Consider the following 12,686-nt stretch of genomic DNA (forward strand, 5'->3'; position numbering starts at 1 on the left):
TATTACTGCAAGCAACCAGCGCAGATACCCGCGCGACACGCCTGGCTTGCGGGAATCGAGACGAAACGTTATATTAGATGAGTTGTCAAAAACAAGGTTCTTGACACTGCGCACGTAGCCCAATGGATTAGAGCAGCTGACTACGGATCAGCAGGTTACAGGTTCGAATCCTGCCGTGCGCACAGATTAATCCGCAGGGTCGCAAGGTTCTGTGGATTTTTGTTTCTCTCAACGCACTGCGCAGAAATGATGTATTACAAATCAGTGAGAAAAGCATTAATCGAGTCTAAGTTTCGGATTTTTAATTTAGAATCATGATGTCTACTGAACCCAGTAATGCTACGATGAAGAAGTTATTGCTGACAATGGACGTTTCAATGAGAGAAAGAAAATACGCATGAGCGCATCGGGAAAACCAGCCAAGGAAGTGGAGCCGAAACAGCCTACCCGCGGCAACCTGCTGATGGCGTGCATGCCGTATCAGGGGCATATCAATCCGACGCTGGCCACGGTTCGTGCGCTGGTGGCTGACGGTTGGGATGTCACCTATATCTGTGATCCAAGGTGGGAGCAGCAGGTGCAAGCGTCAGGGGCGACGTTTGTTCCCTACGACGGCTATTCTGCCAATCCCGGCAAGTTTGAACGGACGATTCAGGCGCCTGAAAAGGCCGACAATACGGTATTGCGGGTCGGTCGTGAGTCCCATTTCGATGCATTTCTGTATGAAGGTCTGCTGGTTTCCGGCAAGGCATTGGCGGATAAACTGGGCCTTCCCTCAATCCGTCTTTATTCGACGTTCTGTTATAACCGCGACATTCTCAACCGGCTCGCCGGCGCGAGCAAGGGCTTCCATCTGACCTCGGTGTTGCGTAGCAAAAAGTTTCTGCGCCTGATGTCGTCAAGCACGCGGCGCAGGGGACTGATGGAGACTGAGGATTTCATCAGCGAGATGGTCGATAACCCGCCGACGCTGACCTACACGTATACCTCGCGTTCGTTCCAGATTGACGGCGGTTCTTTCCCGCGCAATCAGTATCGGTTCATTGGTCCTTCGCTAGACGGCAGAAAGGACCAGAAGCCGAGCGCTGATTTGGCGGCAGTTCTCGAGCAGAGCGCCGACAAGCCGATTATCTATGCTTCGCTTGGCACCATTTTCAATACGTTCCTGCCGTTCTACCGTGCTGTTGTCGGCGCGTTCGGCGGCAAAGACGTCACGGTCATCCTGTCTGTCGGGCATAATTTCGAGCGTGGCAAGTTGGGCGAGATTCCTGGTAATATCCATATCTACGAATCGGTGGACCAGCTTTCCGTGCTGCGCAAGGCTTCGGTATTTCTGACCCACGGTGGCATGAACAGCGTCAATGAAGCTTTGTATTACGGCGTGCCATTGGTTGCGGTACCCATGGCAGACGACCAGCCGACGGTCGCGGCAAGACTTGTGGAACTTGGCTTGGGTCTGAGTCTTGATAAGCGATCGATTTCGGCGCAATCGCTTTATGGTGCCGCAACTAAAGTCATGTCCAGCAAGGAAACCGCCGAACGTGTCAAGGCGATGAGCCATGACATGCACGAAGCCGGCGGCAACGCACAATTCGTCAAAGACCTTGACGAGTTGTTGACGGAACAATCTAACTGATTCATCTTAAACATGGCAGCTCAACCTATATGCGTCACCAAACAACAAGTGTCGCAATAAGAAGAATTAATCCACGAACTGCAGCTCTCAGCGCGTGACGCTCGCAAGCTGATGATTCGAATCCATGTTTTCTACGTTGCTTGGCCTGATGGATGTCAAAAGCGAAAGACGATTGCGGTCGGTATCGGGCTCGAGATAAGCACTGGTATCGGTGTCGCTGGTGTCGGCATCGTCCGAGTTCTCGTCATCGTTGCTGGTCGACCGGCAGCTTTTCTGTGCCCCGTTGACCACGTCGACGCGGCATTGGAAGTTGGCTTTCGCCTCTTCCTCCCATTCCTCGTCCATGTTGGCGATGTCGTGATTGGCTGCATCGACTTTGCTTTTGAGCTTCCGCTTTGAGGACTGGGAGGACTCGCCGCCGTCGCTGCGATAATAGGCGCATCCGGAATCGCCGCAGAATGGTGTCTGGCCCTGATTGATAGCGGGGCCAGCCGAGGGAATGATTCGGTCGCGCGATGAATCCGTCGGATCGCCGCCTACATCATTCGAGTCATACGATGCGTTGTAGAGTGACACGTTTTTTGGCACGATGACGATGCTGTATTGCTGATTGACCTCTTCGCCGTGGAAATCCTGCAAGGCGCCTCTTTGCAACAGTTGGTAATGTGAGGACGGCAATTTGCCAGGGGAGAAGCAATAATCGTGAGTGGTTCCCGGACAGTCGGCGAGTTGATATGGTGGATTGCTGCCAGCTACCGGATTTTGAGGGGTCACCTCGCCGTTCGAGATTTTCATCCAAGCCCCGCCCGAGTTGGTCCAGGTGCCGTCGAGGCTGGAATAATCGCCGCGTTTGATTTCCGACAAGTCGATGCCGCTGTTTGAGGCTTCTTCGTCGTTGGCCTTTTTCTGCTTTTCGGCGGCGCTCACCTCGCGTTCGATTGGTTTGAGTACGTCGTCGGCATCTTTTTTGGAATCGACCAGTTTCTTGGCTATATCGCTGATGTCGTTGGCGCTGTCACTGATCTTGCCTGACAAGTCGTTGAGCGATTGAATTGCCTGTTTCAGGTCCTTGGTCGAAGCGCTGGAGGTGTCCGCAATGGTCTTAGTGGCCTTGGCGTCGGAAAGATTCCGGGATGTTTTCAATGTTTTCCGATAATCATCAAGCAGATCGGGATTCTTGACCTGGCCTTTGTGGATATCTTCGGTATCGCTGTTGGCGCGTTTGATGGCCGATCTCAAATCCGATTTCGTGTCCGCAAGATGATTGACCGCCTTGCCATACTGCGAAACCGCGGCATCGTGGGAATTCGAGGAGAAATAATAAAAACCACCCGCGGCGATGGCCGCCAGTACGACGACCACGGCTGCGATGATAACAATCTTGGTCGTTTTGCCTTTGTGTGGTTTCGCCGGCATTGCGCCGCCGTTGGGCTGGAGCTGCATACCGCTGGGGAGGGGAACGTTGGTGGGGAGCGGAGGAATGCTACTCGTCGGCGCGTTATAAGTCGCGTTGTTGGCGGGAGCGGGATATGGCGGATTCGCACCTGACTGATTGAAAGACTGATTGCCGCTCATTTGGCGTCCCTTTCTGCTTCAATGACAGTATTGAAGCCTTCTCCTGCTTAGGACAATAGCATATGGACGGAATCGTATTTGTGTTGCGTTCTGCAGGTGCGGAGGAAAGAAGCGGATATAAAGGTAGGGGACATAATGATGGCGGACGAAACCGACAACACTATCGGTGCGAACAGTGGGCAGGTGGCCGGAAAAGATGACGGCGAAAATGGCGACAACGGCGTGATTGGTACGGTTGATGGCGCCGGGAATACTAATAATTCGGCCGATTATACGGCTGACGTGCGCTCTTGGGAGACGCATCGTAGCGGGTCCGTGCTGATGCGCGGGTCGATGATTCCCGAGCAGACCCCAGACCAGGCGTTGCTGGCTTTTCCAGGCGACGATGATGATAGTGCCGATGCGGCAGTGGGAGCCGATAAAAGCGATACGGCTTTGAAGGCGGGATCGATTAATCAAGTTGCTGGCAAAACTGGCTCTGATGCGGCTTTACGCGCTGCAAAAGCCCGTGGCGGCAAGGATTGGCGGCATGGTGACCCGTGGCGCGTGCTTCGTATTCAATCGGAATTTGTGGAAGGCTTCGATGCGCTCGCGGACTTGGGTCGTGCATTGTGCGTGTTCGGCTCGGCTCGGGTCAAAGAGAGCGAACCGGAATACCGTCAGGCCATGCGTATGGGTGAGATGGCTGCGCAAAACGGGATTACCGTCATTACCGGCGGCGGGCCGGGCATCATGGAGGCCGCCAACCGAGGGGCTGCCGAAGCCGGCGGTGTCTCGGTCGGGCTCGGCATCGAGCTGCCGCATGAGGAAGGACTCAACCAATGGGTGAACCTCGGGATGAACTTCCGTTACTTCTTCGTGCGCAAGATGATGTTCGTTAAATACTCCTCGGCGCTGATCGTCTGCCCAGGCGGGTTTGGCACACTCGATGAGATGTTCGAGATTTTGACGCTGGTACAGACCGGCAAAACCTCTCCCAAGCCGGTGGTGCTGTTCGATACGCAGTATTGGAAGGGCCTGTTCGACTGGGTTCAGGGGCCGATGTTCGACCGTGGGCTGATTTCAAAAGAGGATTTGAAGAAGGTCCAGTTCACCGATGATCCCGAGGAAGCGGTGCGGCTGGCAATAGGCGGGATGACGAAATAGCTAATTTCAGCGTTTGACGGCGATAAGCATGCCGGTGCCTGTCGGGGTCAACGTCTGCTCGAAGCGTTCGTCGTCTTCGACGTTGGTAAGCAGGGACTGCACGGCTTCTGCCTTGCCATCGCTTGGGTAGGCCAGGCCCGACATGTCGGTGAAGATGATACGGCCCCCGACTTTCAGGAGGTTCGCCGCTTCGACGAAGGAAGGTTCATAGTTCGAAGCGACTCCGGAGACAACGATGAGGTCGTAGGTGCCGGCGTTGAGGCGGGGTAGGAACACGGTCGGGGAGGTGTTGACGGCACGCAGTGTGGTGCGGTTTTCCGCGCAATCGGAGATATCGGCGAAAAGGCTGCGGATCATCGTGATGCCTCGGGCCGAGGAATCGACCGCCGTCAGCTGTCCGGCACCGCCCAGGCCTGCCACCAATTGCAAGGCTTCGACGATCGATCCGGTGCCGATGCTGATGATGGAGGTGGCGTTGAGTGTGCAGGTGATGAAGCGCAACAGATTGGCCTGTGCCGCGGAACCTTGCGGAAGCTTGGCCTTTTCGGCATCGGCGCGTGCCTTGCGAAGCACGTCGCTTTCGAGGTTGAGTGCGTGATTTTCGGCCATTTCCCAAACCTTGGCCATACTCGTATATGCTGTCTTGCTCATGATTCCACCCTGTACTTCTGCTGTTTTGTCGCGTATAGCGGCCACCGATTACTGGTTTTCATGATACGGCTAGCAATCGCCAAAGCCTAACGGAAGGGGTGATAAGACGATAAAACTTAATATTTTATATTATTGTGCTTATTAAAACGTGCTGAACTGATCTCTTAATCATGAAATCGTTTGTTTCGGTATAACGGCGGTGCAGGATTGGTTTTACCTGTTTTTGACCCGTTCGGTCAGCTTCCACATCTCTTCGCCGACATCGATGCCCCGTGGGCATTCGCGGCTGCAGGCGCGAACTGATTGGCAGGCCGTAATGCCGTCGGCGGTGGCGATGGCATCGAGCCGTTCGTTGGTGGCGTTGTCGCGTGAATCGTTGATAAAGCGTGATTGGGCAATCAACGCTGCCGGGCCGATGAACGCCTCGCCGCCGGCGTAGACCGGGCAGCTTCCTTCGCACACCCCGCACGAGATGCAATTGCTCAAAAGTTCATAGCGTTTGAGTTCCTCGGGATTTTGTAGGTATTCGAACATGTCGATTTTGCCATCTTTGGTGGTGGCTAACTTGTCGTCCGCCTTCAAATATGGCTCGAGCTTTTTGATTTGGTTCATCATTTGGTCGATGTCGACGATGAGGTCGCGCAGTACGGGGAATCCAGGTAGAGGCGCGATCTCGATGATGCCGAGGTCTGATGGGCTTGGCTGATTAATGGGCGATTCGTTTGATTCATCGGCATTGTCGGAACTGTTGGAATCGCCGGAATCGGTGCTTGAAGCGCTGTTGTTTGCGGCGTTTTCTGCAGATTTGGTTGTTCGAAACCCCTTGTCATCGATAGCATCGCCATTACCGTTTTGATTTGATTTCGGCTTCGCGTAATCCTCGATTTTGGCAGTGCACAGCAGCGTCGGGGTGCCATTGATGGACACCGCATCGGAGCCACAGATACCGTGGCCGCAGGAATACCTGAACGCCAGTGTCGGGTCGATATTGCGCTTGATGCTGAGCAGACAGTCGAGCACGGTCTGGCCAGGGAGTATTTCGATGGTGTAATCCTGGGTGAAATGCTTGCCGCGGATGCGACGACGCGATAGCGAGGATCCGAATGGACTGCCGCCACGCGCCTTGCCGCCGAAGGGACTGGAGGAATGACGGCGGTGATGCTCGCGTTCCGGTGACGGTGTGAATCGTTGGATTCGTATGACCGCATTCATGCCATGCATTACATCTTCGCTCATTGCCGCTGCCTTCGTTGTCTGCTTTCGTTTGCTAGTTTGCCACAAACTGTGGCCTGTTGTGTCATCCATCTGTGGTGAATTGTTATTCGTTGTATTGTTCATCCATCACAAATGGAATTCTGTCGCATCGGCTGCTTGCCGCTGACCCATATTTTGCCAAGTTAATTCTAATATGCGCGTGATTTTGGCGGCATGTCAACGATATGAACCGGCTGCCAAGACACTTTGCCACTAGTGTCGGCCATGGAGTGAACCAGAAAATGTTCGTCGTCACGGTCCGGGAAATCGGTGCGGGCGAACGCTCCGCGGGATTCGTGACGTGCGGCGGAAGCGTCAAGCATGGCCTGTGCCAGTTCGATGAGATTGTTGACCTCCCATATTGTCATCAGCTCCTGATTGAACGCAGTGGCATCCGAATGGGTTCGCAGGTTTTTGGCGCGGGGAAGCAGCTCGTCGGTGATGGTCTGCTGCGCCTTGGCGATGCTGGAGGCGTCGCACCTCACTGCGACCGCGTGCTCCATGGTCGTTCCGAGGTCGGCCAGCAGTTGGTAGGGGTTGTCTGTGTGTGCGTTCGGTTCGTTCCTGGTTGTGTTTTTTGCAGAGGATGAATCGATCTGGTCAGCGGCGTGGTCTACTAACGATGAAGCGTTTTCATCGTTGTCAGTGGCCTCGGTGGCAGAATTGTCATCTGCAGATGGCAGCAATAAGGTTTTGACTGACCGTTGGCGTTTTTCTGCTGCCAGTTGCGTGGCATCCTGATTTTCGGTGTCTGAGGATTGTTCGTCAGTCTTGGAAGTAGCGCTTTCTTCGTTGACAATGCTCTGTGCGATGGATTCGCCGGCACGTGTGCCGAAGAGGCATGCATCGAGCAAACTGTTGCCGCCTAGACGATTCGCCCCATGAACGCTGACGCAGGAACATTCACCGGCTGCATAAAGCCCACGCACGATATGGCGTTCATCGTCTTCCCAACGATAGACCTCGCCGTCGGTGGTGATGGGGATGCCGCCCATGGTGTAATGCGCTGTGGGTTTCACGGCCACCCAGTCCTTGCTTGGGTCGAGTCCTGCGTAGTCTTGGATTGTTTCGACCACTTGGGGCAGTACTTCCTGCATATGCACCTTGTCGATTCCCGTCATGTCAAGCCAGACGCAATCCTTGGGACCGTTCGGGTCCTTGGGATCGGTCACACCGCGGCCGGCGTCGACTTCGGTCATGATGGAACGGCTGACCACATCTCGTGCCGCCAAATCCTTATGTCCCGGAGCGTAACGAGCCATGAACGCCTCGCCGTCGGCATTGCGCAGGATGCCGCCTTCACCGCGTGAGGCCTCGGAAAGCAGAATACCGGTGTGTGCCAGCCCTGTGGGGTGGAATTGCACGAATTCCGAATCCTCAAGCTGCAAACCGGCTTTCAGCGCCAACGCCATGCCGTCGCCGGTCAGATCCCATGAGTTTGAAGTCGTATGGAACAGACGTCCGGCGCCGCCCGTCGCCATGAGGACGTTACGGGAGGCGATAGCGTGCGTTGTGCCAGTATGGGTATCAAACGCTACTACGCCACAGGCCTTGTCTTTCCTGTCGTTCAAGACCAAGTCGGTGACGTACCATTCCTCGGCGAACTGCACGCCTTCGCCGATGCACTGCTGCCAGAGCGCGTAAAGAATCTGATGGCCGATACGGTCGGCTGCGTAGGCCGCGCGCTTGATTGGAGCCTTGCCGTAATCCTTGGTGTGTCCCCCGAACTTGCGCTGGGCGATATGTCCGTCCTTGGTGCGCGAAAACGCCACGCCGCTGCGCTCGAGGTTGACCACGGTCTGTGGAGCATATTGTGCCAGTATTTTGACCGCGTCCTGATCGGCCAGCCAATCGCCGCCTTTGACGGTGTCGTAATAATGCCAGTGCCAGTCATCGTGCTCGATGTTGCCGAGGCTCGCCGCGATGCCGCCTTCAGCGGAGCCGGTGTGCGAGCGCAGTGCCTGCAGTTTCGAGATGACCAAAAGCTTCGGATTGCGGCCTTGAGCCTTCATCTCCTTGACTGCATCGGTTCGTAAAATTCCCAATGCCGCCGACAATCCGGCCGCACCTGCTCCGATGATCACCGCATCATACATGTCTTCAACTTGCTCTGGACCCATACCCCCGATTATGGCACAAGGCCAGCAAGAGCATGTGCAGGAACGAGGTAGGTGAGCTCTTCCCTTGTGGGTGGGCGCTCGTACCATGGGGGTATGGGCGGAACATTCAATGCACGAGTCTACGATGTCGTCAAGAAAATTCCTGAGGGCAAGGTGGCCACGTACGGCCAGGTGGCGGCGCTCGCGGGCAATCCCCGCAATGCGAGGTTCGTGGGCTATGCGCTGCATTCCAATCCCGAGCCAGGCGTGATTCCGTGTCATCGCGTGGTTTTCCGGGACGGCTCCTTGGCCCCCGGCTTCGCGTTCGGTGGTCCTGACCGCCAGAGGGCGTTGCTTGAGGATGAGGGCGTGTCATTTCTGCCTCCTGCGCCCAAGCATGAGAATGCAGGAGAAGAAGGCTGGATCGTTGATATGAAGCGTTGCCAGTGGCAATGCTGAGGTTGAAGCTACGCGGGTGTTCGTCTGTGTGAATTGCATGCGTGTCTCCTTACGTTTTGTTATTTCGGATACTGTCTGTTTCCTTCAGCTGGTTGCTTATCTGCTATCCGTTTTGTGATTATTAGCGGTGAGGATGTGGATGGTGCCTGATTCCAGTGTGATTAGGCCTCGCAGTTCCATTTCCCCAAGTTCGCCTTCCAATTTTCCGATGTTCCACGATTCGGCTTTTGATATCACAGCATTTGCTGGGTTTTGTCTGGGTGTTCGGTGTTTGCCGGTGGGCCGTGGCGTATTGAGCATCGCCAGAACGGCTTCATGAGTGGCTGTGCTGCCTTGCCGCCTGCAACGGCGTATAGCGGTCAGCACCTCTTGTTGGACGATGGTGGGTTCGGTCTTGGGCGTTGGCGGTTGCGAGATGGGCTGGTCGGACGCGCTTTGTCTCGCCGTCGCGTTTCCTCGGCCAGACTGCGAACTCTTGGTGTCGCTTGGCAAGGGGACTTGCAAAGCAGTGATGCTTGTCTGGTTGACATCTGAATCATCAGGTTGCCGTTGCGGTTGATCAATGCATTCATGACTTTCCTTTCCTCGGCCAGCGGGTAGGTGGGATGATGGCTTTCCTGTTCGGTTTTTCTGTGTTTCGTTATTGACGGAGATCGTCTCCGCTTTATGAATATGTATTACTTTTGGTGCATGTCCTTGATGGCAAATCTCATCGACGGAATTGACCGAGGTGAGGATGATGGCGCGATGGTCGCGGATTAGCCAGTTGCAGCCGGTGTTGCCGGGAATGTTGATATTGCCGGGAGCTGCATAGACTTCGCGGCCCAGTTCGGCGGCCCAATTGGCGGTGTTGAGTGCGCCTGAGCGGCTGCGGGCTTGGGCTACGACGACGGTCGAAGCCAAAGCGGCGATGATGCGGTTGCGAAGGAGGAACCTCCGGGCTTCAGGGATGGTGTTCGGGCACAGTTCGCTGATGAGTGCGCCATTATTGGCTTTGATGCGGTCGAATAACGGCACGTTGCGTTCGGGGCCGATATGGTTGAGTCCTCCTGCGAAGACAGCCAAGGTTCGTCCGCTTTCGTTTTCGCCGAGACTGCTCATGGCGTCCAAAGCTCCCCAGTGGGCGGCGGCGTCGATGCCGAAGGCGCCACCGGAGATGACCAAGTGCCCTTGTTCAGCGGCTTTTTTGGCAATGGTTTTGGCTACGTATCGCCCATAATCATCCGCTCCGCGCGAGCCCACCACGGCCAACGGTTGTGGACAGCTCGCCAAAGCTACAGGATTCCCAATGCCCCAGAGACATAGCGGCGAGGCCCAGTCCTTTCTGATGGAAAGATCGTCGAGCTGACTTGGCCAGTAGGGACTGGTCGGCCCGATGATCCACTGCGATCCGTTTACCGTGAAAAAGTCTTTGAGGTCGGTTCTGTCGTTGTTAGGCAGCTGATGCAGCCGTTCCCGCCAGCGTTCCAGCCCGTGGTGAAATGAGCCCATGCCCCGTGCGTTGACCTTTCGGCCCCATTTGGCCGTTCCGGTGGCGAAGACTTCGTCGAGCTTGTTGCGGTTGCGAATGCCGCTTTTTTCGTCAGCGATGAGCCGTAAGGCGGTGACGGCATCGCCGGCCCCTTTGATGGTGGCGAACAGCAGGGCGTCGGCGCTGTCGATACAGAAAGTGAGAATGGCTCGGGCCAATGTGTCCTCATCGAGGGATGTCGATGGAGTTGCGGGGGAAACGGCAGTGCTGCCGCTCATCATGACTCCTTCGTTCGCAAGGCGATACCTTGCATCATTTCTTCATGGCCCGGTGTCGTTTTGCCGCTCAAGTCGGCAAGCGTCCAAGCGAGGCGCAACGCCCGATCCGCTCCACGCAGGCTCAACCGTTCGTTCTCCAGCGCTTCGTCGATGAGAGTAAGAGCGGTTTTCGGGGTGTTCGCACGCAACCATGTGCCGGAGGCCTGTGCGTTGCAGGTCCAGTGATAGGCGGCGAAACGCTCTTGAGCAGTGTGCCGCGCGTCGGTGACTTTGAGTCTCATCTGCTCGCTGGTGATTTGCGGCTGTGCATTCCGCGTTATCAGGTGCTCCACCGGCGGCACCTCCACCTGGATGTCGATGCGGTCGAGAATCGGGCCCGAAAGCCTTGAAAAATAGCGGATACGGTCCTTCTCTTTGCAGGTGCAACGTGAGCCGTCGCCATAACCGTAACCACAAGGGCAGGGGTTGGCCGCCATAATTAACTGGAAATTGGCGGGATAGTAGGTTGTTCCTTTAGAACGTGAAAGGGCCACATAGCCTGATTCCAGCGGTTCGCGCAAAGTCTGCAACGAACGTGGTGAGAATTCCGGTGCCTCATCCATGAAAAGCACCCCTCGGTGGGCGCGTGTGATTGCTCCCGGAGTGGCGATGCCAGAACCTCCGCCGACCAGCGATGCCGTTGAAGCCGTGTGGTGTGGCGCTTCGAACGGCGGCACGTCGCTAATACCGTAATTCGGCAAGGTCCCGCACAAAGACCGAATCGAGGCAACCTCGAGTTGTTCGTGTTCGTTCAACGGGCACATGATGCCGGGCATGCGCGAAGCGAGCATGGTCTTTCCCGAGCCTGGAGGCCCGGTCATCAGGAGATGATGACCGCCTGCTGCAGCCACTTGAAGGGCCCATTTCGTGCGTTCCTGGCCAATGACTTCAGCCATATCGCCGATCGTCGGTGCGAGTTTGGCTTCGTCGTCGTTTGAGGCTTGGTCGTCAGGAATCCGGGTTTCGTTGATATGATATTTCGCTTCACCGCCCATCAGCTCGATGAGCTCGCCCAAATGGCGGATGCCGATGACGTTGAGCCCCTCGACGAGTTCGGCTTCCTCGATGTTGCGCTCGGGGACGATGATCTGGTCGATGCCGTGTTCGCGGGCGTAAAGCGCGATAGGCAGCACGCCGGTGACCGGCAGCACCGAGCCGTCGAGATTGAGCTCGCCGAGCACCACTGTGTCGGCCAGGCAATCGTGGGGAATGACGCCGGCCGCGCTGAGTACGGAAACCGCGATGGCTAGGTCGTGCGACGAGCCGCGTTTGGGCAGGGAAGCGGGGGAAAGGTTAACCGTCACCCGTGTCTCCGGCCAGCTGAACCCACTGGCTTGACAGGCGGATTTCACCCGTTCGCGTGCCTCGCTCAGCGAGGTATCCGGCAGACCGATGATGGAGAAATACGGCAGTCCCGGCGAGATGAAGGCCTGCATCTGGATGGCGTTGGCCTTGAGCCCCACCAATCCCACCGACATCGCCGTCCCGATGGCCATCAGAATGCCCCCGGTATGTGCCGAACACTTGGCCTGTTACCTTGAAGCAAAATCGACATGGCATCGAAACGAATCCCGCTTCGTCGTATCGATTTACCGGGACCGGCAAGCCAGAGCGCCCCAGCGTGGTGAAGATTGGCCTGTTTATGCGGGGTGATGGCTTCTTGCGGGCTGCCATAGCGCTGTGTCCGCCGGGTTTTTACCTCGACGAACACCACGATATGTCCGGGAGTCATCATGATGATGTCCAGTTCGCCGAACCGGGTTCTCCAGTTTCTTGCCAGAACGTGCCACCCGAGCTGGATGAGCCACGCCGCAGCGTATTGCTCGCCGATTTCGCCGAGTTGTTTCGCAGAAAGGTCGGGCATGGCAAGCTCTTCTTCGAGTTCTGCCAGCAGTCCTTCCGAGGCAGTGCTGTTGAGATCGGTGTCGTTCAGAGCGGTGTTGTTGTCTACATCGGTGCCGCCGCCGAAGTAGGTAGTGGCCCGACGCTGTTGTGCTGCTGAGATTTGTGTGTTCATGTATTTCAGTGTTGCATGGTTCGAGCTTTTACCGTGTAAAAAACGGGTGCTGTGGTCGAAT

The 12,686-nt window shown here is 56.1% G+C and carries 10 protein-coding genes and 1 tRNA gene; 4 read left to right on the plus strand and 7 right to left on the minus strand.

All coding sequences use genetic code 11. The features are described from left to right. Positions 1-108 precede the first annotated feature (108 nt). A tRNA-Arg gene (locus OZX70_RS03230) sits at positions 109-182 on the plus strand. A 215-nt stretch (positions 183-397) separates the two neighbouring features. Next, positions 398-1,636 (plus strand): macrolide family glycosyltransferase, encoded by a 1,239-nt coding sequence (locus OZX70_RS03235; RefSeq protein WP_277181801.1) that lies wholly within the window; start codon positions 398-400, stop codon positions 1,634-1,636. 87 nt (positions 1,637-1,723) lie between these two features. Here the strand turns inward: OZX70_RS03235 and OZX70_RS03240 are convergent, their stop codons facing one another. Further along, positions 1,724-3,211 carry a DUF6287 domain-containing protein gene (locus OZX70_RS03240; RefSeq protein WP_277181802.1) on the minus strand — a complete coding sequence of 496 codons (1,488 nt, stop codon included), beginning with the start codon at positions 3,209-3,211 and terminating at the stop codon, positions 1,724-1,726. Between the two features lie 135 nt (positions 3,212-3,346). On the opposite strand from OZX70_RS03240, the gene OZX70_RS03245 reads away from it, so the two are divergent. Continuing rightward, positions 3,347-4,357 (plus strand): TIGR00730 family Rossman fold protein, encoded by a 1,011-nt coding sequence (locus OZX70_RS03245; RefSeq protein WP_348519436.1) that lies wholly within the window; start codon positions 3,347-3,349, stop codon positions 4,355-4,357. 6 nt (positions 4,358-4,363) lie between these two features. Here the strand turns inward: OZX70_RS03245 and OZX70_RS03250 are convergent, their stop codons facing one another. From OZX70_RS03250 to OZX70_RS03260, 3 genes are all read right to left on the minus strand, one after another. Next, complete coding sequence (locus OZX70_RS03250) at positions 4,364-5,008, minus strand: methyltransferase (RefSeq protein WP_277181803.1); 645 nt, start codon at positions 5,006-5,008, stop codon at positions 4,364-4,366. Between the two features lie 213 nt (positions 5,009-5,221). Continuing rightward, on the minus strand, positions 5,222-6,244 hold the full coding sequence (locus tag OZX70_RS03255; protein ID WP_277181804.1) for a 2Fe-2S iron-sulfur cluster-binding protein: 1,023 nt from the start codon (positions 6,242-6,244) through the stop codon (positions 5,222-5,224). A gap of 167 nt (positions 6,245-6,411) precedes the next feature. Then, entirely contained in the window at positions 6,412-8,382 is a 1,971-nt protein-coding gene (locus OZX70_RS03260; protein ID WP_277181805.1) for an FAD-binding protein, read from the minus strand. A 93-nt stretch (positions 8,383-8,475) separates the two neighbouring features. Between OZX70_RS03260 and OZX70_RS03265 the strand changes: the two genes are divergently transcribed. Continuing rightward, positions 8,476-8,820 carry an MGMT family protein gene (locus OZX70_RS03265; RefSeq protein WP_277181806.1) on the plus strand — a complete coding sequence of 115 codons (345 nt, stop codon included), beginning with the start codon at positions 8,476-8,478 and terminating at the stop codon, positions 8,818-8,820. 96 nt (positions 8,821-8,916) lie between these two features. On the opposite strand, the gene OZX70_RS03270 is transcribed toward OZX70_RS03265, so the two are convergent. Genes OZX70_RS03270 through OZX70_RS03280 form a run of 3 tightly spaced genes read right to left on the minus strand, consistent with a single transcriptional unit; the run spans position 8,917 to position 12,625 of the window. After that, positions 8,917-10,572 (minus strand): DNA-processing protein DprA, encoded by a 1,656-nt coding sequence (locus OZX70_RS03270; RefSeq protein WP_277181807.1) that lies wholly within the window; start codon positions 10,570-10,572, stop codon positions 8,917-8,919. After that, positions 10,569-12,104 (minus strand): YifB family Mg chelatase-like AAA ATPase, encoded by a 1,536-nt coding sequence (locus OZX70_RS03275; protein WP_277181808.1) that lies wholly within the window; start codon positions 12,102-12,104, stop codon positions 10,569-10,571. The genes OZX70_RS03270 and OZX70_RS03275 overlap by 4 nt, the downstream gene beginning before the upstream one ends. Beyond that, the gene (locus tag OZX70_RS03280) at positions 12,104-12,625 is read right to left on the minus strand and encodes a YraN family protein (protein ID WP_277181809.1); all 522 of its coding nucleotides are present in this window, start codon (positions 12,623-12,625) and stop codon (positions 12,104-12,106) included. The genes OZX70_RS03275 and OZX70_RS03280 overlap by 1 nt, the downstream gene beginning before the upstream one ends. Between the last annotated feature and the right edge of the window lie 61 nt (positions 12,626-12,686).

Source organism: Bifidobacterium sp. ESL0732 (genome assembly GCF_029395535.1).
Classification (GTDB): Bacteria; Actinomycetota; Actinomycetes; order Actinomycetales; family Bifidobacteriaceae; genus Bifidobacterium.

Excerpts from the sequence above, each read along its gene's own strand:
- OZX70_RS03235 (WP_277181801.1), top strand. The coding sequence starts at position 398 with ATGAGCGCATCGGGAAAACCAGCCAAGGAAGTGGAGCCGAAACAGCCT.
- OZX70_RS03240 (WP_277181802.1), bottom strand. The coding sequence starts at position 3,211 with ATGAGCGGCAATCAGTCTTTCAATCAGTCAGGTGCGAATCCGCCATAT.
- OZX70_RS03245 (WP_348519436.1), top strand. The coding sequence starts at position 3,347 with ATGATGGCGGACGAAACCGACAACACTATCGGTGCGAACAGTGGGCAG.
- OZX70_RS03250 (WP_277181803.1), bottom strand. The coding sequence starts at position 5,008 with ATGAGCAAGACAGCATATACGAGTATGGCCAAGGTTTGGGAAATGGCC.
- OZX70_RS03255 (WP_277181804.1), bottom strand. The coding sequence starts at position 6,244 with ATGAGCGAAGATGTAATGCATGGCATGAATGCGGTCATACGAATCCAA.
- OZX70_RS03260 (WP_277181805.1), bottom strand. The coding sequence starts at position 8,382 with ATGGGTCCAGAGCAAGTTGAAGACATGTATGATGCGGTGATCATCGGA.
- OZX70_RS03265 (WP_277181806.1), top strand. The coding sequence starts at position 8,476 with ATGGGCGGAACATTCAATGCACGAGTCTACGATGTCGTCAAGAAAATT.
- OZX70_RS03270 (WP_277181807.1), bottom strand. The coding sequence starts at position 10,572 with ATGATGAGCGGCAGCACTGCCGTTTCCCCCGCAACTCCATCGACATCC.
- OZX70_RS03275 (WP_277181808.1), bottom strand. The coding sequence starts at position 12,104 with ATGGCCATCGGGACGGCGATGTCGGTGGGATTGGTGGGGCTCAAGGCC.
- OZX70_RS03280 (WP_277181809.1), bottom strand. The coding sequence starts at position 12,625 with ATGAACACACAAATCTCAGCAGCACAACAGCGTCGGGCCACTACCTAC.